Here is a 21,452-nt window from a genome sequence, read left to right as displayed (position 1 = left end):
TGCTCCTGAGTCATGGTGGACTCCTTGCTGTTCGCGGCGCGCATTGCCGCTACGGGCTACGCCCTCTGCGCCAATGCGCGCCAGCACGAAAAACCAACCACTGTCAGATTTAGTCTAGTCCACTGCAGATCACCACGGAGGACTCGGGAGTCGAAGCCAGATCTAGGCCTGGCTCCGTCGGCAAAGCAACAACGTTGCCTCGCGTCTATTCGAGAATGGCAGACTCTCGTTGCTGTGCCCGCGCCTCAATTGCTTCCATTTCACCGAAGAAATCTCGTTGACCGGGAGGTGCCGCCGATGCACGGCGAGCAGCCCGCGGACTCGTATGCCCTGCCCGCTTCAATGTACGCGCAATCGCTTTCAATTGGGTCCAAAGGCGGTCTGCTTCCTCGACCGAAAGCGTGTCGGCCGCAGCCTCTAGCGCAGTGATGATTCCATCGAATTGTGCGGGAACCCCCGCCAGTACCGGAAGGGCTCGCGCACGAGCCTCGTCCTCTCGATAGACGGCCATCCAACATGCGAGTGTCCTCCGCTCCTCGCGGGTCAAGGCCTCAAGCAGTCCCGCCGGCATTGGTTCGTCGATGCGAAACGATCCGACCACATGGCGTCTACCACGGCTGCGCTGATGCGATCGCGCGGCCGTGGCGGGCCCTTTCGAAGTTTCGACGCGCACCAACTTCACTAGGCGCCCCTGTTTGCGTATCAGCATGGATATTTGTCCGGCTCACACAGTCACCGCAGCAGGATAACGCAAACCACTGCCACGATCGACTACGCCACACGATCACGGAACCGTGCGTTGGTACAACACGAAGCCCGAGATCCACCAACAAATCGGGACTGCTTGCCGTAGGAGTCATGCTCACCTATACCGTAGTCGATGCGGCTCCGGAGGCTATCGTGAACGTCCCTTTGTTGATGCCACGCTTGTTTTGCACCGCGTTCGAGCGAACGGGCGCGATCTACGACGGTGAGGTGTCGGTCAACGCCCGCAGGACCGCGAAAATCCGCCAGATGCTCACTTCGCACTATGGAATGGACCCCGGCCCCTATGAGATCGCGCTCGTAACGGTAGCCATCGAAGTCTTCACCAACGAAAGCGCGCGAGCCTGCTTCCTCGAACGCGTCGATGCGTTCGACGGGCTGCTTGCGAATAGGCGTCTAATCGAGGCGTGGGACCTGCACGGATGGGTGCGCCGCTCCGCGACCGATCCAGATCGTTTTGCGCCGGCTCGATTTGTTGTCGAGGCCGCAGCCATCTGCTCCTTGGACACGTATCACCGCGCGTTCGACCTGCAAGACTTTCATGCGGCAGCTTACAAGCGAGCCGCCGCGCGGGGCGAGGAATTCGTTTGACAGCGGTCACTCGAACGAGCCACAAATCCCAATTCCGGGCGTTACTTCTTGCCCTCGGTTGACTTCTTGTCGACACGCGGCGCGTTCAACGACGCACGGGCACGCGGCCGGCTGAGAGAAGCACGTTGTTCGCTTCGCAGAAGGTCTGTCGTAGCACGCGCATCCTTCAGATCCGCTCTCACTTCGACCAGTTCGGCTTCTCGCTCCCTGCCATGCTGGCGGGCCTCCTCAAGGGTGCGCTCAAGCACATGTTGCGCCTCGCGCGCTGCTTCAGACTTTGCGGCGGCCACCGCCGCTTCCTGTTCGGCCTTCACGCGTGCCGCTCGCTCTTTCTCTAAGGCGTCACGCACCGCCTTGAGGTCCTCCTCAAGACGTGGCATCGCCTCAAGCCGAAGCAGCGCTTTAGCCAAATCCGTCCGAGCAGATTCCGCCGCCGCACGTTCGGCGGCCGCCTCATTTCGAGCTTCGTCACGCTCCGCTTCCACCTGTGCAAGGCGCCCTGATAGCTCGGCCTTTTCCGCGTAAGCACTTTCAAGCGTCGCAGTCAGATTCTCAACGATCGCCGCCTGCCGCTCGGATTCGAGGATGAGATCCGCATTGGCTTGATTTGCGATTTCAAGGTCCGCTTGCAATTCAGCCTTACTTCGTTCGACTTCGGCGGCCACAAACTCCAGCAGCCCACGCTGCAAGGATTGCGGAAGCGCCACCGGCGCCTCGGCAGGCCGCACCTGGGCGTTCTGCCACGCCTGGAAGAACTTCAATACGGTCGCCATCGAGCCGGTGCCCAGCTGCTCCCGGATGGCGCGCGCCGTTGGCCGGCCGCCCTCGTCAGTGATCTGTTTAGCGACCTTGCTGACTTGCTCTTGGGTAATGTTCGGTTCGCGCGCCATAACGTAACGTATCATATTAGATTGATGTTACGTTATGTTATGTTACGTTATGGAAAAGAGCAAGCGCCAGACCGCGAAGCCGCTTAGAATGGGACATGGCGCCCGCCTGAGCTTCGAGCGGCTCAAAACAGGCAACAACCCTTCAGTCCACACCCCGCGATCATCGTGCCGCTTCGCACGCGCAGGAGTCGGAATCGCTCGAGACCCCGCGCACCATTCGGAGCACACGATATGACTCAGCTATCCGCCATTGTTTTTGCCGTGCGTCGCACACTCGCGGCTCAAGGCATTTCCGTCTCGACCGGGCACGCCCAGCAGCTAGCCTCGGCGGCACTTGGACACAACAACCTCGCTTCCTATCAAGCATCGAACGACGATGGCAGACTTGCCCTCGCGTCAGTCATCGCTTTCGATTTCGAGCGGCTTTCCGAGCGAGCCACGCATCTCGGGCTCGACGGCACCTCGTTTTCGCAGGCGCTCTTTGGGGCGCTAAAGGAGCGCTTTCCGGCTACGCACATCTATCCAAACCAAGAGGACTGGTTGGCTGCCGTCCAAAATCATTTCGAGCTCGAAATAATCAATGACGGACGTATCGAGTCCGAGGTGGCTATGACGAACGGTACGTTTCCACGGATTGATATTGAGTTGCCATGGTGGGAAACGCTCGATGAGGACGATGGGGACGTGTTGAGCACCGAAGTCGAAGGTCTGGTCACGGTTGACCAGGACGATGACCGAGCGTATTTCGGGCACGACATTGACGTGCGCGCGACGCTGACGGTGGAGCGCTACGGCCGGCGCCTCTTTGGCGAATACCACCTTGAAGTGGAGAAGGCGAGCCTCCGATGGCTGGGCGAGCCGAATCCCTCCTTTTGACCGCAGCAATCAACCGCTTGCGCCCTTCTAGCCCGACCGATTTCGTTGGCCCTTGCAGGGGGCGGGCGAATGCATACTTCCTCGGCCGCCTATAGGAGGCCGCCGGGGGACTCAATCACCGCTGCGATTGCCGCGCCAGCGGACAACTTTCTCCGAGAGGAAACGGCTCGATGACGACACGACTGACCTTGCACGACGCGATGATCGAAGCCTTAACCCTTGGAGGGAAGCCGCTGTCCGCGCACGCGATCGCCGACAAAGTGAACCATCTAGGTCACTACGCACGGCACGATGGCGCACCAGTTGCGTCGAACCAGATCAGCGCGCGAGCGCACAACTATCCAAACCTTTTTGCCGTCGCCAACGGACTGATCACAGTCTCCCCCGCGTCTGACGCGACGCGCATCGCTGCACGCGGTATCGTCAGGGACTACCGAGCGCTGGGCCGGTATTTCCGTGCGCTCCGCGTCAATGAAGTGACGCTGCAATTCTCGGAGATCGAGGAAATTCTCGACGCTCCGTTGCAACCCGTCGCGAGGCGTCACGACACCTTCTGGCAGAACTCGAATCCGCTTCTTCCGAAACCAGACGGGCACGAATGGGCACACGAGTGGGTGAAGGCTGGCTGGCGAATGATCTCCGTTGATCGCCAGCAAGAAATTGTCGCCTTCGAGCGTGTTGGTGAACCGACACCGATCAGTCCACTCGATGCTATTCAGCCGCGTCGCCTCGAACTGATCTACGACCTCCTCCAGCGGGTCCCCATTGCTATCGACGCGTGGCATAGGACAAAGAACGACCGCCCTCCGAAGAGCGTCAAGGCCAATCCGAAGTTCTGCTACAACTGGTCGTTCGGCACGGCGGAAGAAGGGTATGCCGTTTGTTTCTGGCATGACAATCTGGACGCGTCCTCGGCTGGCGAGGTGCTATCCGAAACGAACTACCGAGCGAGTGCGCAAGCGCGACGTCGACGCGCCGAGGGCCTGCCAAAGTCCGATCGCGAACGAGCCAGATTAATCGCGCAGGCTGAGCGGGGCGAGGCGCTGGATAAAGCCCTCGAAACCACATATCGCCTGGGGCTGCCCCTCCACGTCATTCTCTGCTATCGCGACAAAAGTGGACCTCGGTCCGAATCAGAGCACCCCTCAGTCACTTCCTCAGTGAAATTTCGGGAACTCGACTCGCTCCCATGGTCTGTCGTCGCGTACGACAAGGCTACCGGGGCTTGTCGGGTCGTGCGGGGCGGGCCAACAAGGACCGAACTCCATGGCGAAGAAGCCGCCGCTGGGGCGAAACCAAAAGAGCGCGTCGCGCGGTACATGAACGTGGAGGTACGGCAAGATCAACCGGCCTTCAGAAAGTCCGTATTCGACGCGTACGGAGGCCGCTGCGCCATTTCCGACTGCGACATACCCGAAGCACTAGAGGCAGCCCACCTTCACGGTCGTGATTGGCGCGCAGGGCACAATGACGCCGCGGACGGTATCCTGCTTCGACGCGACTTGCACGCTCTCTATGACCGAGATTTGCTTCAACTTGCAGAGGGAATCGCGTGCTTCGATCCTGACGTGGTGCACCACTACGCACACCTGGAAGGGGTAACCGTCGCTATCCATCGCAGCACCTAGACACTGTCCTGCCTTGTTGGGGCGTTGCGCGTTTATGGATGATCGCGCTTAGCTCAACCAGCACCATGGCAAATACGACAAGTTGTAGATCAGAGCGATAATCAGACACACGAGCGACCATAGTCCGATCCGCACTCCGTGTCTTGATGCGCGAACAGTTTCGAGTACCGAAGTGCCAACAGGGTTGAGTCAATCGTCGATCACGGTTGACTCCAGTCATGATTACCTAACGCGATGCCCCATAGCCTCAAACCCACCGCCGAGCAGCTGGCGATCCTCGACGCGGCCGCGCGGGGTGCGCGCCTGAAGATCAAGGCCTACGCCGGTGCCGGCAAGACCTCGACGCTGGAGTTGGTGGCCGATCGCCTACCTGGCCGGCGCGGCGCCTATCTCGCATTTAATCGGGATATCGCGGACCACGCGCGTCGTCGCTTTCCCGCGCACGTGCATTCGAGCACCTGGCACGCACGTGCGTATGCCGCGGCACCCGCGGCAGCGCGCCGGCGTCTGCGAGGCTCAAGCGAGCCGCCACATGAACTCGCGAATCGGTACGGACTCGGCCCGGTGCGGGTGTCTAGCGTGGCCGATCAGCCGGTCGAACTGCATCCGTTCGACCTCGGCCTGATGGTCATTGATGGGCTCGGCCGGTTCTGCCGCTCGGCCGACACGCATCCGGTTGCCGCGCACATTCCCGTCGACGAGAAGATCCCTGACGCCGCCGCCGCGGCGCTACGCGATTGGCTGCTACCTTCAGTGATCCGCTTATGGGATGAGAGCATTGATCCGAAGGGGCTGGGCGTCGTGTCGCCCGACGTGTTGCTGAAGGTTTGGGCGCAAGCTCACCCTCAGATCGATGCGGACTTCATCCTGTTCGACGAAGCGCAGGACAGCGATGGCGTGATGCTGTCGGTGCTACAGCGCCAGCAGCACGCACAGATTGTGTACGTCGGCGATCCGCACCAGCAGATCTACGAGTGGCGGGGCGCCATTAACGCGATGACGCAGATAGTCGCTCCGGAATACGCGCTGACCGAGTCGTTCCGGTTCGGGCCAACGCTGGCGGCGCTAGCCAGCCGTGTACTCGCATTGCTCGGTGAACGCACGCCAGTGCGCGGCCAGGACACGATCGGCTCGCTTCTGGTCGAGGATCCGACGATCGCGCCGCCGGTCGACGTGGTGTTGTGCCGCAAGAACGTCTCCGCAATCGGACACTTCGCCGTCGGCCTGGAGTCCGGCCATCGCCCGGCGATCCGGATGAGCGCGGCCGAGATCACCGCATATGCAGACGGCGCCGACCAGTTGCTCGCCGGCCGGCGAGCGTACCGGCCGGCCGCGTTTGCGTTGTTCGAATCGTGGCAAGAGGTCCAGTCGTATGCGCGCAGCGCCGTCGGTAGCGATTTGCTGCCGATCGTTCGGATGGTCGACATATGCGGCACCGGCTATCTGAGGGCATTGGCACTGCGCGCGACACCCGAAGCAAATGCCGACTATACGATCTCAACTATCCACCGCGCGAAAGGGCTCGAATGGAAGCGCGTGAAGGTGGCGAACGATTTCCGTTTTCAGATTGTCGACGGTCGAGTCGCTATGGACGATGATGAAATGCGGCTGCTGTATGTGGCGCTCACACGCGCGCGGCATTTGCTCGACGTATCGGCACTGCGGGACGAACTCGTGCGGTTGCTCACACAGTCCCAACACGCCCGCAGATAGCACGTCAAAGGAGCGGCTTCAGACTCGCAGACCAAAGCAAAGTCGCCACTGTTTGCGAAGTAGAGAAGTCACTTCGCAGCTCCACGCCGACACGGAAGCGGGAAACCGATTTGGATTGCTTGCGGATTACCTGGGACCACGTTTTGTGGTGTGGTGCCTATTCGCTACTATGCACCTTCCGCTACCACGGCTCGCACCACGTCGATGAACAGCGACATCGACGCACTCGGTGGTCGACCGAGGCGCGTGCCGATGCCGTAGGGACCGAGTTGGCGCGGCAACTGTACCGGCAGGATGTGCAGCAGGCCCATGCATGCATGGAAATTCGCGACCTCCATCGGCAGAACGGCGATCAGATCGCTGCCCGGCAACAATGATGTCGTCATCAGGATCGCCGCTGTTTCGACGGTGCTCTGTGGGGGCGTGACGCCCGCTTCTTCGAACGAACGGTCGATCAACGCCCGCATCGGGCTCGGGCGGGGTTGAAGAATCCATGGATACGTCGCCAGTTCACCAAAGGTGGGGTTAGGCTGATCGGCAAGCGGGTGATTGCATCCCACCACGACAGCAAGCAGCTCGTCGCCCAGTTGCGTAGACCAAAGGAAAGTCGTCACCGATTGCGAAGGAAAGATGTCACTTCGCCGGTTCGCAGCCACCCAAGAGCCGCGAACCCTTGTGAATTCAAGGATTTGGTAGCCGCGCATTAAAGTTGTCACCGAGCGCGGCGCCGCGAAGACCTGTATCAACTCCCTCGCGACGTCGTTGCAGCGCCGTCGGTCGCGGTCACGCGTTGTTCGAAACCTGAGCAGGCAGTAATGCAGTCGTGATAAGCAGACTTATCTCGTTATTACGCCGTTCGGCGATATCTGTAAACATGCAAGCGCGACACCGAGTGACCGTTGCGGCGCCGCCCGAGCGGCCCTTTGCGTCCCGAACCGCCCTGTCTGCGTCGAGCAACATCAGTGTCCCGCTCCTTAGAATTAATCGTCGTTCGGAGATTACCGTAAGATATGCTGAATCAACCTCCCATTCGAGACTGACTCTATGACCGTCTTCTGTGTGCTCTTTGCCGATGTCAGTAATGGTGAACAACCGATCTTCATTTCCGACGTCCTTCTTACTGCGGAGCTTCGACACTCCGCCGACGGCGAGCGCTACGAAAAAACCTATATCCCGAGTATCGGCGGAACATTCCCGCAAGTATCTCAAAACGCTTCAATCTCTGGCCTGATTCAGAAGACTTACATTCTGCCAATGGGCCACTGCCTCTCTCTTGCAGGAGATTTTGAGTCTGTTTTGAATTTTTATGCAGAAATCAAATCCAAAACAGACCTATTTGACGTCGCAAACATCATTTCACGATACAAGAAATCTCTTCAGTTCGCGGTTGCAATGCTCGATCGCGACACTGATCGAATCTATTTATGTGCGACGGAATCGTGTAGGCAGCTGACTCCTGGTTCTTACGGCAGTGTACTGATTGGTGGATCCGGGCATAATACTTTAAGGAAGTTGCTGATAGCTCATCAACATCGCCCATTCGTTGGCGACCCTGCATTGGACAGCATCGGAAGAGCACTAGTTCTGATCAACGAAGCCTTGGAGATGGACGAGAGTGCTCCGATCGAAACGCTCGGAGAGCACTTCGGTGCCTACTATGAAATCGCCGAATTCACCGGGTCTCAGTTCGTCAAAATCGATAACGTTGCACATCATTATGTGACGATTAAAATCATCGACGGGACTGCGCATTGGATTCTCGAAAAATCCTACTACCACGAGTACTGTGGAGGGAATTTGCTTGTGCGCCGAATCAGTTGGGGACAAGACTTCGTATGGCAAGACTGTTACGTCATCGGCGGATTCAACGGCCCCGTGAACTTGCGCGAGGTACAACTCAGAGTCTCTGATACTGCGCCAATACCGATGTTTGAGGTGATTCGTTTAAAATTCGAAACTTCAAATTTCCGAGTCGTTTCGAATCGGCGACATCTGATCAAAATCCGCAAAGAAGGAGACAGGTGGTTCGGCGACGTGGACAATATTGCGGCAAATGAGCTCGCTAATTATATCGCAGATGAACTGGAGGCAACCCGAACTTCGTGACTACCTGAGTAGCCGATATTGGACTTGAGCATGCCAGTGACTGTTCGAGCTTGCAAATAATCAGCGGCGTCTCATGGTCGGAGTCCGTCAGGAGCGGGCGAGTCGCCGCCGGCTATCCTGTCCTCCTGCGCGGGTGGCTTGAGACTGTCGAAACTGAGCGAATAACATACCAAGAATTGTATATAAATCGTGGCCCTACGGTCGCCCTTGGGAAGGTAGGACACGAATTGACGACTTTGCCTCGGGCATAGACGAAGTGACAACATTATTTCGATGAGATTGTCGAAAAAGTTGTCGACTCGAGCTGACCTTACCCCTTCGAGTACACCATTCGTAAGTTAGTGGGCTCGCCGGTTTTCGGTTGATGCAATTGCCGGAATTGGTCCGGCGCCAACTGCCCCAAGGCACTATGCGGACGCACCGAGTTGTAGTCTGTGCGCCACGCTTCGATTCGCCTGCGTGCATCGTCGAGACTGACGAATGCATGCTGATTCAAGCACTCTTCACGCAGTCGGCCGTTGAAGCTCTCGATGTGAGCGTTCTCCACCGGTTTGCCGGGCCGAATGAACTGCAGTTTTACGCCATGTTCGTGCGCCCAGGCATCGAGCGCCTTGCTGACGAACTCCGGGCCGTTATCCACCTGAATCAGCTTGGGGCGCCGCCCTCGTTGGCGCAACTGCTCGAGCACACGCGCCACGCGAACTCCCGTCAATGAGAAGTCGACCTCGATGTGCGGACACTCCCGGTTCCACGTATCGATGATGGTCAACATTCGAATCCGTCGGCCATGCACCAGCGCGTCAGCAACAAAGTCCATCGCCCAGCTTTCGTCTGCGCCGTTGGGCGTCGGCATTACCACGCGTAGATGACTCGGGCGCTTTTTTCGACGTTTCAGGCGAAGCGACAGGCCTTCTGCGCGGTACAGCCGCTCAGTGCGCTTGTGGTTCTGGACCAGGCCCTCCCGGCGCAGCAAGACATGCAGGCGGGGCGAGCCAAACCGTGGCCGCTCCTGTGCCAGCTCGCGCAGCCGTTGCCGCACTTCGTGGTCGGCGTCAGGCGGCGCCGGCCGCCGGAACGTTCGGCGATTCAGGCCAATGAGCGCGCACGCCCGGCGCTCCGAATAGTCGTGCTGTTCAATCACCTGCTGCACAACTTCTCGGCGCTGCGCGGGCGAACTCACTTTTTTCCGAGAACGTCCTTCAGAACCTGGATGTCCAGCGCCTGGTCGGCCACCAGCCGCTTGAGCCGCTGATTTTCTTCCTCCAGTTGCCGCAATCGTCGCGCTTCCGACACATCCATGCCGCCGTAACGGCTACGCCAGTTATAGAACGTCGCATCCGATATGCCGTGTTTGCGGCACAGGTCTGCGACCTTCATGCCTGCGTCGGCTTCCTTCAGCACCCCGATAATCTGCTCTTCGCTGAACCGCGACTTCTTCATGACAAGGGTTCTCCTGCGGCCTTGCCACTAACTTTACAGTGGGATACTTCGGAGGGGGAAGGTCAGAGCGCCAAGAACCGCGTGGGACGGACACCTCGCATTGACATCTTTGCTTTGCTCTACGTTAGGCGCAGCAGCGCCGACGTCAGCGCTCCGCGATCGGCTGCGACAACGGCGTCAGCCGGGCTTCGATTTCCGGCATCAGCAGATACTCCGCTGGATCGTGCGCATACTCGCGCTGGACCTTGGCGAACGCGGCTTCGAAATGTCGTTGCCACGCGTTTACGTACACCGATTCCGCAAGATCCAGATCGCGCCGAATCCGATTCGCAAGGTCACACGCGAGCAAGCCGAAATGAACGACGCGTTGCACCTCAAGTTTCCAGGTGTCGAACACGTCGAACCGCACCTCCTGTTTGTCGAGCCAGTCCGCACTGACGGCGAGCGCCCGTTCGAACTCGTACAACTGGTCGACGAGCGGACGCGGCAAGGCGCCCAGGATGGACTGCGATGGAAGTTCAAAGCGCAAATGGACCGCTTTCAGGTTGCGGAATACCGCCTCCTCGGCAGTGCCGTAGTCCTCAAAGGCCTCCTCGATCGAGCTCAAGACCTCATCCGCGTGCTGGGCCAACGCTTCGAGCGGACGCAAGGCTACGTGCTGCGCGCGCTCTCTCTCTTCGGCGAGCTTCGCTTGCTCGTACGCGCGCTGCTCTGCAAGCTTCGCCTTCTCGTGCTGCCGATTGGCATGTTGACTCCACAAAGTTGCCCCAGCGGTGATGGCGGCACCCAATATGCCACCGAGCAAGGCGGGCGTAAGCCAGCTCGCCGGCGCTTGCGCCACAACCGTTGCAACTTCGGACGCCGCCATTGCTACTTCGGATGCCGCCATATCGAATTTTCCGTTATGTATGCGATTCGCCGCATGGCAATCGCCGGGGACGTGGGGTCAGGCGGTGGGCGCCGCCGATGCCGGTGGCGTCAGCGTGTCGAGCAGGTGTTCGATCACATTCGGCAACTGGTGAGACAGCCGGACGCGCCAATCCAACTCCCTGCGATACCAGACCAGTTTGCCCGGATCGAAGCTCCCACCCACGGTGGGCTGGCCTGAGGCGTTCAGCGCAACCCGGCTGAGGATCGTCATGATGCCGGCGTGGCTCAGGCTGCTGTAGTGCTTCGCGACCGCAGCCATCTCGGCGACACCGCTGGGATCGACCGCGAGTAGGTCGGCGTTCCAGGTCAGTTGCTGGATCGCGCGCTGCGCTTGGACGCGCGGATCGTCAACATCACCAGCGATCAGTACTCGCCCCGGAGGTCGCCCTTCTTGCTGCGCGCGTCAAGCACCACCTCTCCATCGGTCGAACACAGGAGCGACATCGCGACTCCTTCGATCGCCTGGCGCATCAAATTGCCGGCGGCCGTTCCCTTGCCGCTCAACAGCAGCTTGGTGGAAATCACAATGTCATCCAGCACGCCGGACACGAGGACATCCATCAGGCTGCTGCGCTGGGTGCGCACCGCCGCGACCCGGGTATGCAGCGTCGGCAGCTGCCTTAACTATTGAACTACGGTCGCGCCTCTTCAGGAAGCAGTCGAAACACCTCTTCGTGAAACAATGACCTATACGGGCCTCGCTTAACGGCCTCTGGCTTTGCAAACAGGGAAACTAAACCAAGCCGGGCGGCGTCCTGGGAGAACATCTCGAACTCTTGGGCACTGAATACGCGATATGGACATTCCGACAGCAGCGACTGTGGTAAACCCGCCTGATCTAACTGCTCTACGACAAGCCTCCGCAGCTCCGGCTCAATAATAGGATGACCCAACCGCCAGTTCTCCAACGTCACGATCGCATTAAAGAATGGAAACTCAGGATTTCTAAAGTTTGGTCTAACGCCGGTCCGGGCTTCGTGAATGTTCTTGTAGTTCTGAGCGACAAACCCGGCCATCTTGAGCAGATCTTCTAAGAAATCAGCGTGTTCCATGTCAGTCTTCGCTGTAAGCCTGATTCGCTTCGTTTTGCATTCAATGAAAACGTGACCTGTTTCATCGCTAACGTGCCAGTCTGACCCGTCGTGCCAGTGCCCCTTCTTCACTTCAAAGGGCGTCTCTGCCATCAGATGGAACGTAGGCGCTTTGAATACTTCCATCAGAACATCGCCAACGTAATGTTCAAAAGCAGTCCCGAACTCCTTTCCGAAACCGGGACGTCCCTTTGCGACGTCGTAGTAAATCCCCTCCGTGATTCGCCACAGAAGCAACTTGCTACTGAACCCAAACACCAGATGTGGCTGCTCGGAGCAGTAAAATAGTGGTTTTCCGCGGAGTGGGTTGTACGTCAAAGCCCAATTCTTGTCATATTTCTGCTCCGCTCGAATTTGTGAGCGCAATTCATTTCGTTCCACCGCACAAAGTTCGAAGAATCGCTTAACGTGATCTCGTTGAACTCCTGGAGTCTCATAGTAGTCCGGCCAATGCATTGTCATCTTATTGGCAAGAGAGCCTGCAATCGCAATCCCAATAATGTAAAGACTCTGGAGTGACATTCGCAGGTCTTCTTCGACGCGCTCTTTAATTAGACGATGCGAGAAAATCTTCCAATAACGCGCAGCCTTCGCTAAAAAATCCTCATCCTGCCATAGAAATTGCTCATGAAACAAGGTAAAAATTGCCCGCATCGCCGCATCAGGCGACCTCACATTTCTCTTCGAAATTGAATTCTTGATCCTTCGAATGTGATTGATACTCTCCGACAGGAAGCTTCTATCGACCACCACCCCCGTGAAAACCGGCCGGCGGCATTGCAACACAACTTCTCTTGCCAAGAGTTCTAGCTCCCAGTCATATATTTCCGATTTTGACTGCACTCCACCCGACGATGAGGCCAATTCTCCAACTCTACTGAACGAGTTCCACACCAGGTAGCACGCCCCTAAAACTTCCTGATTTCGCAAATGTTCGCGAAATTTTTTATATCTTTCCCTCATTGAAATATCCCTCGCTCCCGCATACAACAAGATGACAAATCACATCCATAAAATTATGGAACTCTACGATAACCAGTATCTCACAGTCAGCCTTAATAAACGGTCACAATCTCACTGCAGTCGCACTGCATCGGGCACATGTTAACGCGCGAATCTACGCCCAGCGCCCTTCTCCGGAACGTCGCCCCGCAACAGGTTAAGCACAATCGACTAGTCGGACGGCTCCGTGACAATAAATACTCACTGTTAGGGAGTTGCAGGGCATAGAATCATCAGAAATCTTGCATTCCCACCTTGATCGTATCGAGGTTAAGGTTGGCAATATATAGACGTCGCGCGACCTAATCTTACGATGCGACGGGCCGCAGAGGTCCTGCGTGCGCGCTGTGGTGGAAGCTGCCGCTGCGGCTACCCGTGGTGCAAGCTACGGATGATGGTTGCTGTCGGCAGCTGGAGATCTGGGACCGCAGAAAACCCATGATTTCTCGCTTAGATGCGAAATGGAGAGAATAGGTTATGGCGCATGACATTACGCCACAAGAGGCGATCAAGCGGTTGGAGCAACACTTCGGAGATCGCGAGGGCATGCTCACCCACACGCTTACTCTGCTTTCGATGTCGGGGCAGCCGGCGGATATCACCTTCTACAAGCGCAAGCCGATCTTGAACGTGCGTGTCAGCGCAAAGCTGGGAGCAGCGCGGCTGTACGGGCTCGAAGACCACGTGCCTCGCATGATGAGGCGCATCGAGTTCTCGAACGGAATGGTCGCAAGCCTCAGTGAGATTTGGACTGTAAATCCGATGCCCTTAGATGGCTTCACCCAGGAGGAGCTCGACAACGTCGACCTGTCGGCGGGGGAGCAGCAAACGGGACCGCGGGGCGAAACTATTCGCAAGATGATCCGCGATACCTACCACTGTAGAAGCAACAAAGAGACCGATTACTATCTGCGGCGCTGGATAGCGTCGTAGCCCAAATCGCCGCACTAGGGCTTTTATGTGGGGCCATTGAGCTGGAGGGGCATCTCCCATTGTGGAGGGGGCGGGTTCTCGCGAAGATTGGCGATTAGAGCCCGCTGAGTTTGCAGCTCCAGCTGGCCTCGCTCATCAAGGCCGGATTCGTAAGGAAGCAGACGAGCCATCTCCGCCTCAGCCTCGTCAATCGCACCGCAATATGCGAGCACGACGGCGTATTGGCTGCGAACTGGAATGACTCGGCCGGCGAGCTTGAGGCCGATGATCGTGGGCATCAAATTGCGCTCTATGACGTCGCGCGCGCCGATGTAATCGTTCCGACCGAGGAAGTCGTCGACCAATTCTTGCCCGACACGGACGAACGAATCGAGCGAGTGCGCCATCGAGTAGAACTTCATGGCATGGATTGGTCCCAGGCCGGGCGATTTGCCCATCGCCTTGACCGCCTTGGACTGGAGGTCCAGCGCGTCGGCGAGGTGCTTCAAATCATCAATATGGTTCTCTCCTTTTTTCAGGAGCGGGAATATCTTGTCGGGATTCTGCGCCATCACGTCATTGATCGAGAGACCGAGCACCCCGTAATATTCCGAGACGAGATCGAGCGTGGATGTAACGCATTCATTCATCAGCCCGAGCTCGTACATCGCATGCGCGTAGTTATACCGGGCGACGCGGAGATGCTGAGGAGTTTGAGGTAGCACGCGGCTCAGCTCGCGCATGATCGCTTTCACCGTCGCGGCGTCCTGGGCGCGGGCTGCAAAGACCATGCGCTTCATCCCGACCGCAAGCCGCTCTTGTAAGCCGAGCTTTTCTTTGCGGACGAGCTCTACCATGCGGTCGAGCTTATCCTTGATGCTGGCTTCATCGCCAGCCTTGAAGTGAGCAAAAGCGAGGCCATCAAGGGCCCAGAATCGATCCTCTGCGCTAATCTCTTCGGATTGTGCTGCGGTCGTAAGAAATTCGGCGATCTCATCCATGTAGCCGAGTTCATGGAACAGTTCGTCGGTGGCCATTTCCACCAGCGGCTTGATATTCCCGAGGGCGACGAACATGCGGAGGAGCAGGAACACGCGTTGGCGGTCATTCTCCTGCTGCAAAGTTGCGATCAGAAGGTCGCGGATCGCTTCCCGCGCCTTTTGAAGGTGCTCGCCGCCGTTTTCGTCAAGATATGCGCGCCCGAGTGGCCTCATTGCGTCATGAATCTTAAAGCGATCGACGCCGAAAATCTGAATAGCTCCGCTCGAGCGGAGCCGTCTGAAGGCTGCTGCCGAGGCAGCAGGATCAAGGTTGAAGCTTCTCTTTAGGACGCCGGCAGCCTCGGTCTGCGTCAGAGGGACATCACTGAGGCTCAGCGCTGCGATCGCCTGGCGGTCAGTGTCATTCAACGCGTCAAAAACATCCGCGAGGATCAGCTCTTGAGCTGTTTCCACAATATGCGTGCGCTCCTCGAGCGCGCCGACGAGGCGGCTCAGGTCGCCGTCGTAGTTTTCGCTCGCGATCTTCAGGGCGTTTTGCACGTAGAGCGGTAATCCCCCCGTCAATTGCAGTAGACGTTCATAGTCCGCGTAATTGCCGTGGCAGCCAACCGAGGCGCCCTCGGCCGCAGCGGTTTCGTTTGACCAGCCTAAAAGCAGCTCAGCCTTGATTCCGACCGTCGCTTCGATCCGTGCGACTGACTGGCTTGGCTGCGCCAAAAGAACAAATCGCAATTGCTCTGACGCGCCCACCAAGGAAACGAGGTCTGCGGCCGAAACGCGATGGGAATTGTCCAGCACGACGGTGGCTGTGAGCTGATCTTCGGTGAGGTGACGGCCAATCGCGAAAAGGATTTCCGTTCCGCTCGCCCCGGGCAAAAGGATCTCGCCGAGTTTGCCGCTCCGTGCCCCGTACATGCGGGCAGCGAGTTCCCGTGCCACGGCGCTGGCTAGAGCCGGACCAGAAATATCAGCAATATCGTAATAGGCGAGGCGGTCGGTCGCGTGCAGCGCGGTTTGCGAAACCCACGATGTCTTGCCTGCGCCGGAGAAGCCTACGATCAGGCGCACGCGTTGATCACCCGTGAGGCTAGGTTCGTTGCTCTGTGGGCGATAACGAAGAGGTGGCGCCGGAAAATCCTGCAACTGAATGACAAGTTGCTCGAATAGTGATGGTAGGTCGGCTACCGCGAATGCGTGGTTCGGATTGGGCTCGACGCCGCCTGATGCTGCCGTAATCCGGCCCGCGAGTTTCCATACAAGGGTTTCTGGAGCCAGAACTGCAAATGGCAGGTTCTCGGCCGCCGCTCGGCAGGCTTCAAAGGCACCTTCTAGCGTGGCGAGAGGCTGAGGTAGGACGTCGTCCGTAGTGGCTGACTCTGGGTACAGCAGCGTGACATCGAAAGGCCAGTCGGACGCTGCAGTCCGCTTCGATAGATCCGGACCTGGAGCGCTGTTGGACACGATCGCAAATCGGCACGCGCCGTTTCGTCGACCTTCGGCGTGTTCGGCCCTGATCGCATCAAATCTCGTCAGCGCTTCCTCGATGTCGCTGAAAATCAGGTTCGACGACCGCTTCTTTATCTGCGCGTAGATACGTTCGTCGTTCCGAACCAATTCGACATCTTCATCGTTTTCGACTACGACGTGGGTAACACCCGCACGGGCCGCCGAAAACAGGCACGCAGCAGCATAAAGGTGCTGATACAGAAAGCCGCCATGAACAGCCTCGATCCGGGCGAGCTGGCGAGGGTCGAGATTGAAGGTGTCCATGTCTCCATTCTATCGGTGCCACGGCGCAGTGCAACAGTAAGGCTCCAGGCAGGCCTACTGATATCGGCATTCATCTTGGTCGCCCCCAGTCGGCCGACACGGCGATGGAACTTCTTCGACACTCGTTGATGCCCAACGGGACTCAATACTTCGCGCCGTTGCCTCGCCCTCCGGTACGCACCCCGACCGATCCCCCTCCAGGCATCGACTCACCCCACTCTTTCGGATCGAATATCTCCGGATTGCTCATCCAATCCGGCTCGATCTCGCCGAGCTTGACCCAGATCCAGTCGGTGAGTATTTCAACCCTTCCAATCTTCATATGCGTTCGATCTGCCCCGGCGATTGTTACAAGCGCACCGAACTGGAATTCTTGTTTCGATTCGACGCTCGCGTGCCCCATCGGCATGTAGTTTCCGTCCTCGTTGTCCCATTTTCGGAAATCAAAGTGGGAGGTCAATTGAACGGTCGCAGTAGCGATCACTCGCACCACAACATCTGGTACGCCACGATCCTGATCGACCGACGCGAATGTCTCTGCGGCCGAGGATTCGTCGGGCAGTTCGACGTCAGTGAACTCCGCTTCAGCGACGTCGAACTCCACCTCAAACTGCGATTCCCCTTCAGCCGTGAACTTCAGCCGGTCCCCCTGCTTTTTCAGGGCGTCGAGCAGCGCCGCCCTTAGGCCGAAGCGATCGTCGACCACCGATTGCGCGAGCTGCAGGGCAACATATCGGCTTGCCTGTGGTTGGAACGCACTCAGCGCCGCGCGAAGATCGACCGTCACGACAAGGCGAGACGACTGCGCACAAAAGCGTTGCCAGTCGTTGTCTTTGGAAACGACGAGCACTTTTTGACCGGTCTTCTCGGACCACTTCTCCAGAGCAAGCAGCGCGACAGCGTCGGGAAATTCGTGCTTCTTCGGTCCGCTCGACGAAAATGGCGGCTTGCCATCGAAGAAGCGCATCATCACTTCGTCAAGCTGGACAAACTGACCCGCGTGAAGCACCAGCGCCCCGGTTCGATCAATCCAGCGGGCGAGCCGGCCGTGAGCGACGTCGTCTGCCGCGGCCGACTCGAGCGCTTGCTCAAATATTCCGGCACGCGCATCAGCATCGCCGATCAACCCGGCGCGGCCCATCATCCGCATCGCACGTTTGAACTTGGTCTGCGCCTCCGCGGCATCGGCACGTAGATGCTTTTCGATCTCAGCTGCGACGACGTCGGGCAGCAGCACGTCTACGGTAGAGTCGGCAAACTGCGCGACCCTCGCGAGCAGGCCCGCCTCCAGATCATACTGGTTGGAAACGAAGACGGACGTATCGAGCGCTATCGCGCGAATTCGGTGATCACGAATATCCGCAAGCGTGGCCGCGTCAAGGACCGATGGTGAGCCACGTAGCCCCGACTCGGCCTCGGCGTTGGATGCCGCCTGCGGATCCTCGTTCATGATTTACACCGACTCGATGATGTGGATGAAAGGTAGTCCGGTAATGCCGACGTCGTTCGGATTACTGAGATCGGAAGCCACTTGATATGGTGCATCGATCCACGCGCCGATGAGCGATGCGGGATCCTCACCAGCGAAGTCGAGGATCGGAGCCATGTTCGCCTGAAATTTCTTTCCGGTTTGGTCCTTAACAACGCATGCGATTGCTTCCCCGGATTCGACGTCGCGGACAATCTCAAGCAGTCGAAAGCTCCCATCGTCCACGACTTCGGCAGCAAGCTGTGCCCCCGGTGCCGCCTCGGGGTAGAAAGCGCCCGACCCGTCCCAAATGCCGAACAGCCAACGTCGGTCTCCATAATCGTCGTGGCGCAACGTCTCGTCGTCGTTATACCGGCCGATCAGGCCGTTCAACGCGTCGACGGTCGGCATACCAGTATTGAGCAGGTCGAGAAGTTCTGTTTGAAAATCATTCGCGTGCGAAACGATGATGTCAACCAGCGGACCGACGACAGGAGGCACTCGCGCGCCGGATTGAATCGCACCTGCTGTCGTGGGATACCCTCCCCAGCATGCACTCAAATACACAACCAGATTATTGGGCAGCACACCGAAATAGTCTTTGTACTCCCATAGGTCCACCGTCCCGGTACCGGTGTCCAAATGTGTGCCCGTCAATCCCTTCCCATGTGTACTAATGATCAGCACCTTCGGCATCGCGTCGTCGAGCTCATGGAGCACAGCAATTGCGTCGCGCAAGGCGTCACCAAATTGAGACTTCGTCCCGAAGGTCCCCGCGAATTTTAGATCGTGCGCAGCGGGTAGCACGTCATTTTTGAAGTGTGAATGCTGAATAATTGCGTAGGCGGTCATGATCAATCACGTTGTCTAGAAACGGCATTCCGAGAGGTCCGCGGCCAAACTACGTGATCGAGACTCGCCCACCAATGCCACAAAAACAAAGAGGGACGCTTAGCGTCCCTCTTCCCCATCTTGCGCGACGTCGACGTCAGCGGCTATGTGCCGGCTTCTTAGTAACCTCTTTCCGCTGGTTCACGTGCAGGTCAACTTGGTCAAGCCGATCCAGCGCCTCCTTCAATCTCCGGGCGCCACTGCTCGGCGACGATTTCCGGCGCTCGACCGGGCCAACTGCAGTCTCGGCAGGCCTGGATGTCGGCAACTTCTTGCCAAATTCCTTCACCGTACCGTCGGGCATGTAGATTTTCACAGCCATGCGATACTCCTTCGAAATAGGCGACCAACATCGTTCTCGCCAAAAAATCTGAATGTGGCGTCAGACAATATGAGCCAGAACTCTTCTAGCCGCGCCTCATCAAGCAATATGCTATCAGGTAACGGTAAAGCGGAGTCAACTATCGCCACCACCGCCAACTCGCCGCTTGTTACCTCCTCCTCCCCTGCTTCCTCTCGGTCCTCGTCGATGGGGAAGAATCCGGTCCACGCGCTATCAGGATATATTCGGGCCTGATCGCTGCCGCCCCCGAAAATGTAGAAACCGGTTCGGTTTTGGACCCACGGCACCCCCACCGGTGATGACTTGAGCGAAAAACGACTCCCCCGCCGGCTTTCGATGTGGCCCACCTCGTAGGCAATCGAAAGCGAAATGTGCTCACTCGGTTTCTGGATCGCTAAAGCGATGCGAACCAGCGGCGTGGCCAACGCACTGCTGGCGAACTCTTTAGGAAAGGCGTCCCCCAGTTCCCTTGTGATGTTCCACTGCATGTCCTTCAGCGTCTGTCGAATTGCCTCGGGTACCTCGGTCAGATTGCGTTCAAGATGCGCTTTCGCGGCCTCCCGGGCATTCCCGACATCCTGCGCGAGTTCTTCGAAGCTCGCATCGAAATCAAGCACGTTAATGGTGCTGGGCAGCGGAATATGAATCAACCGCTCGACACCTCGGAAGTGAACCTCGGGCGGGCCCGCGACCACCGTGTGGAGGGCTGCAGGTAACCAGTGAGGTGGGCCATTTGACGATTTCTGCGGTTCTAGGCCAAAGGCGACGGTGACAGCATCCGGTCGCAGCGCGCGCTCCTCGTCAAACGTCCAAACCGGCAGATTCGAAACGAGGCCGCCGTCGATAAAGCATCGTTCCACCGAGGACAGATCGCCTTTTCGCATGAAGGAAAACGACCACGGCTTGAAGGCGACGGGCAGACAGATGGACGCTGCAACAGCATCGGCCACCTTCGCCGTTGGTGTCGTCTCTACCGAAAATAGCTCAAGCGACTGGGTACTGATGTTCGTTGCGATGAGTTTGAGCGGCAGCCCTCGGTGCGCTTGCAGTTTCTCGAATGTGATACCGCGATCCTTGATATTCAATCCCTCCGCGATCGCATCGTCGACCAGCGCGCGCACGGCGTCGAGCGACGCGAGCCCAGAGAGACAGCTCGACACCGCCCAAGTCAGCCCCGCACCAGCGACCAATAGCCCGAACAGTGCCGATCGCGGAACAAAATAGTCAAGACCTATAGCGATTGCGACTCCGGCGCCAATCAGGAGCACCTTGCCCCCGGCCCGCTGCCAAAGCCAGTCCAGAGCTTTCGCGATCCCATACGTGGCCAAGACGCCAGCCAGCCAGCCAGCAACTTTCGATCCCGTGCGCAAGCGCCAGATCGCATTCCAACCCCTTTTTCCAAATAGCTCCGTTGCCCTCTCGTACCGCCCCTGCAGCAGATGGGTCGCCTTCGACGGATCCAATAGCTGCTCGGCACGGTAGTGCGCCGCCACCAGGGCGGCCATGATCGCCCCGGCCGACGTGCCCGCCACACCCTCGACCTTCAAACCGAGTTCGTTAATGGCGGCAAGACCGCCAACGTGGGAAATCCCACGCGCACCACCCCCCTGAAAGGCGAGGAACACCGACCGCGGGGCGGGGCCCGCCTCGACGGGCGTTCGGTCCTGGACGGCTTGGTCTTCTTCTTGGTTGGTCATCGCTGGCGAATTGTCTATTGGTATGCAGATGCGGTCCGATTCTACCGCATGTTCAAAGTGTCCAGAAATGAAGGGTAACATAGCCCTTACTATGTTACCCTTCACTTTATTGGCCAAAATACCCCATTTCTGAGCCGAGCTGCGCCCTTCCCTTGCCCTGCAAGGCCTAGCGGCCGGTCGCTGACGATCGGGGGCGCCACCACCACCGCGCCCGAGTCTCGGCGACAAGCTCGATCGGTGCGCGGCGCTGTATCGAACAACACGGTTTCCGTAGCCTCTGAAAACGCCCATGCCGACCGCCGACGATCCAGACGTGCTCGATGTCGAGTTTCGCGAGG

At 58.3% G+C, this 21,452-nt stretch carries 18 protein-coding genes; 6 read left to right on the top strand and 12 right to left on the bottom strand.

Translation table 11 applies throughout. The annotated features are described in order from the left end of the window. The first annotated feature begins 858 nt into the window (after window positions 1–858). Window positions 859–1,356 (top strand): hypothetical protein, encoded by a 498-nt coding sequence (locus G3O06_RS38090; RefSeq protein WP_241020444.1) that lies wholly within the window; start codon window positions 859–861, stop codon window positions 1,354–1,356. Between the two features lie 41 nt (window positions 1,357–1,397). Here G3O06_RS38090 and G3O06_RS38085 read toward each other — a convergent pair whose 3' ends face one another. Then, window positions 1,398–2,246 (bottom strand): DNA-binding protein, encoded by an 849-nt coding sequence (locus G3O06_RS38085; protein WP_205819207.1) that lies wholly within the window; start codon window positions 2,244–2,246, stop codon window positions 1,398–1,400. A 231-nt stretch (window positions 2,247–2,477) separates the two neighbouring features. Between G3O06_RS38085 and G3O06_RS38080 the strand changes: the two genes are divergently transcribed. The 3 genes from G3O06_RS38080 (at window position 2,478) to G3O06_RS38070 (ending at window position 6,463) form a co-directional block, all read left to right on the top strand. Beyond that, window positions 2,478–3,122, top strand: a complete 645-nt coding sequence (locus tag G3O06_RS38080) for a hypothetical protein (RefSeq protein WP_205819206.1) — start codon at window positions 2,478–2,480, stop codon at window positions 3,120–3,122. A 170-nt stretch (window positions 3,123–3,292) separates the two neighbouring features. Further along, window positions 3,293–4,750: an HNH endonuclease gene (locus tag G3O06_RS38075; protein ID WP_241020443.1), complete on the top strand. Its 1,458-nt coding sequence runs from the start codon at window positions 3,293–3,295 to the stop codon at window positions 4,748–4,750. Between the two features lie 234 nt (window positions 4,751–4,984). Continuing rightward, window positions 4,985–6,463: a 3'-5' exonuclease gene (locus G3O06_RS38070; protein WP_205819205.1), complete on the top strand. Its 1,479-nt coding sequence runs from the start codon at window positions 4,985–4,987 to the stop codon at window positions 6,461–6,463. A 167-nt stretch (window positions 6,464–6,630) separates the two neighbouring features. Here G3O06_RS38070 and G3O06_RS38065 read toward each other — a convergent pair whose 3' ends face one another. Next, the gene (locus G3O06_RS38065) at window positions 6,631–7,167 is read right to left on the bottom strand and encodes a LysR substrate-binding domain-containing protein (RefSeq protein ID WP_241020442.1); all 537 of its coding nucleotides are present in this window, start codon (window positions 7,165–7,167) and stop codon (window positions 6,631–6,633) included. Window positions 7,168–7,507: 340 nt separating this feature from the next. Here G3O06_RS38065 and G3O06_RS38060 point away from each other — a divergent pair, with 340 nt between their 5' ends. Beyond that, complete coding sequence (locus tag G3O06_RS38060; RefSeq protein ID WP_205819204.1) at window positions 7,508–8,569, top strand: hypothetical protein; 1,062 nt, start codon at window positions 7,508–7,510, stop codon at window positions 8,567–8,569. Window positions 8,570–8,879: 310 nt separating this feature from the next. Here the strand turns inward: G3O06_RS38060 and G3O06_RS38055 are convergent. The 5 genes from G3O06_RS38055 to G3O06_RS38035 form a co-directional block, all read right to left on the bottom strand. Next, window positions 8,880–10,009 (bottom strand): IS3 family transposase gene (locus G3O06_RS38055; protein WP_205819203.1). Its coding sequence is split into 2 segments (ribosomal slippage): window positions 8,880–9,760 and window positions 9,760–10,009, totalling 1,131 coding nucleotides; the frame shifts between segments, so codons are not numbered across the junction. 145 nt (window positions 10,010–10,154) lie between these two features. Further along, window positions 10,155–10,898: a hypothetical protein gene (locus G3O06_RS38050; protein WP_205819202.1), complete on the bottom strand. Its 744-nt coding sequence runs from the start codon at window positions 10,896–10,898 to the stop codon at window positions 10,155–10,157. A 57-nt stretch (window positions 10,899–10,955) separates the two neighbouring features. Further along, window positions 10,956–11,198, bottom strand: coding sequence for a hypothetical protein (locus G3O06_RS38045; protein WP_205819201.1), 243 nt, complete (start codon window positions 11,196–11,198; stop codon window positions 10,956–10,958). Window positions 11,199–11,302: 104 nt separating this feature from the next. Next, window positions 11,303–11,500 (bottom strand): hypothetical protein, encoded by a 198-nt coding sequence (locus G3O06_RS38040; RefSeq protein ID WP_205819200.1) that lies wholly within the window; start codon window positions 11,498–11,500, stop codon window positions 11,303–11,305. 71 nt (window positions 11,501–11,571) lie between these two features. Further along, window positions 11,572–12,831, bottom strand: coding sequence for a hypothetical protein (locus G3O06_RS38035; protein ID WP_205819199.1), 1,260 nt, complete (start codon window positions 12,829–12,831; stop codon window positions 11,572–11,574). 678 nt (window positions 12,832–13,509) lie between these two features. Between G3O06_RS38035 and G3O06_RS38030 the strand changes: the two genes are divergently transcribed. Beyond that, window positions 13,510–13,965, top strand: a complete 456-nt coding sequence (locus G3O06_RS38030; protein ID WP_205819198.1) for a hypothetical protein — start codon at window positions 13,510–13,512, stop codon at window positions 13,963–13,965. Between the two features lie 23 nt (window positions 13,966–13,988). Here the strand turns inward: G3O06_RS38030 and G3O06_RS38025 are convergent, their stop codons facing one another. The 5 genes from G3O06_RS38025 to G3O06_RS38005 all read right to left on the bottom strand — a co-directional run bounded on the left by G3O06_RS38025 (window position 13,989) and on the right by G3O06_RS38005 (window position 21,114). After that, on the bottom strand, window positions 13,989–16,715 hold the full coding sequence (locus tag G3O06_RS38025; RefSeq protein ID WP_205819197.1) for a hypothetical protein: 2,727 nt from the start codon (window positions 16,713–16,715) through the stop codon (window positions 13,989–13,991). A gap of 142 nt (window positions 16,716–16,857) precedes the next feature. Continuing rightward, a complete protein-coding gene (locus tag G3O06_RS38020) occupies window positions 16,858–18,165 on the bottom strand; it encodes a PIN domain-containing protein (RefSeq protein ID WP_205819196.1) in 1,308 nt (435 codons plus the stop codon). Between the two features lie 3 nt (window positions 18,166–18,168). After that, window positions 18,169–19,035: a hypothetical protein gene (locus G3O06_RS38015; RefSeq protein ID WP_205819195.1), complete on the bottom strand. Its 867-nt coding sequence runs from the start codon at window positions 19,033–19,035 to the stop codon at window positions 18,169–18,171. Window positions 19,036–19,171: 136 nt separating this feature from the next. Further along, window positions 19,172–19,396, bottom strand: coding sequence for a hypothetical protein (locus tag G3O06_RS38010; RefSeq protein WP_205819194.1), 225 nt, complete (start codon window positions 19,394–19,396; stop codon window positions 19,172–19,174). Continuing rightward, window positions 19,387–21,114 (bottom strand): patatin-like phospholipase family protein, encoded by a 1,728-nt coding sequence (locus G3O06_RS38005; RefSeq protein ID WP_205819193.1) that lies wholly within the window; start codon window positions 21,112–21,114, stop codon window positions 19,387–19,389. The genes G3O06_RS38010 and G3O06_RS38005 overlap by 10 nt, the downstream gene beginning before the upstream one ends. Between the last annotated feature and the right edge of the window lie 338 nt (window positions 21,115–21,452).

Origin of the sequence: Burkholderia sp. Ac-20345 (assembly GCF_017104825.1) — a bacterium.
In the GTDB taxonomy this organism is placed as follows: Bacteria; Pseudomonadota; Gammaproteobacteria; order Burkholderiales; family Burkholderiaceae; genus Burkholderia; species Burkholderia lata_B.
This window is presented reverse-complemented; position numbering and strand designations above follow the sequence as displayed.

What these genes read in the sequence shown, in the direction of transcription:
- G3O06_RS38090 (WP_241020444.1), top strand. Translation starts at nt 859, where the DNA reads ATGCTCACCTATACCGTAGTCGATGCGGCTCCGGAGGCTATCGTGAAC.
- G3O06_RS38025 (WP_205819197.1), bottom strand. Translation starts at nt 16,715, where the DNA reads ATGGACACCTTCAATCTCGACCCTCGCCAGCTCGCCCGGATCGAGGCT.
- G3O06_RS38075 (WP_241020443.1), top strand. Translation starts at nt 3,293, where the DNA reads ATGACGACACGACTGACCTTGCACGACGCGATGATCGAAGCCTTAACC.
- G3O06_RS38065 (WP_241020442.1), bottom strand. Translation starts at nt 7,167, where the DNA reads ATGCGCGGCTACCAAATCCTTGAATTCACAAGGGTTCGCGGCTCTTGG.
- G3O06_RS38060 (WP_205819204.1), top strand. Translation starts at nt 7,508, where the DNA reads ATGACCGTCTTCTGTGTGCTCTTTGCCGATGTCAGTAATGGTGAACAA.
- G3O06_RS38070 (WP_205819205.1), top strand. Translation starts at nt 4,985, where the DNA reads ATGCCCCATAGCCTCAAACCCACCGCCGAGCAGCTGGCGATCCTCGAC.
- G3O06_RS38010 (WP_205819194.1), bottom strand. Translation starts at nt 19,396, where the DNA reads ATGGCTGTGAAAATCTACATGCCCGACGGTACGGTGAAGGAATTTGGC.
- G3O06_RS38005 (WP_205819193.1), bottom strand. Translation starts at nt 21,114, where the DNA reads ATGACCAACCAAGAAGAAGACCAAGCCGTCCAGGACCGAACGCCCGTC.
- G3O06_RS38085 (WP_205819207.1), bottom strand. Translation starts at nt 2,246, where the DNA reads ATGGCGCGCGAACCGAACATTACCCAAGAGCAAGTCAGCAAGGTCGCT.
- G3O06_RS38040 (WP_205819200.1), bottom strand. Translation starts at nt 11,500, where the DNA reads ATGGATGTCCTCGTGTCCGGCGTGCTGGATGACATTGTGATTTCCACC.
- G3O06_RS38080 (WP_205819206.1), top strand. Translation starts at nt 2,478, where the DNA reads ATGACTCAGCTATCCGCCATTGTTTTTGCCGTGCGTCGCACACTCGCG.
- G3O06_RS38020 (WP_205819196.1), bottom strand. Translation starts at nt 18,165, where the DNA reads ATGAACGAGGATCCGCAGGCGGCATCCAACGCCGAGGCCGAGTCGGGG.
- G3O06_RS38045 (WP_205819201.1), bottom strand. Translation starts at nt 11,198, where the DNA reads ATGGCTGCGGTCGCGAAGCACTACAGCAGCCTGAGCCACGCCGGCATC.
- G3O06_RS38015 (WP_205819195.1), bottom strand. Translation starts at nt 19,035, where the DNA reads ATGACCGCCTACGCAATTATTCAGCATTCACACTTCAAAAATGACGTG.
- G3O06_RS38050 (WP_205819202.1), bottom strand. Translation starts at nt 10,898, where the DNA reads ATGGCGGCATCCGAAGTAGCAATGGCGGCGTCCGAAGTTGCAACGGTT.
- G3O06_RS38030 (WP_205819198.1), top strand. Translation starts at nt 13,510, where the DNA reads ATGGCGCATGACATTACGCCACAAGAGGCGATCAAGCGGTTGGAGCAA.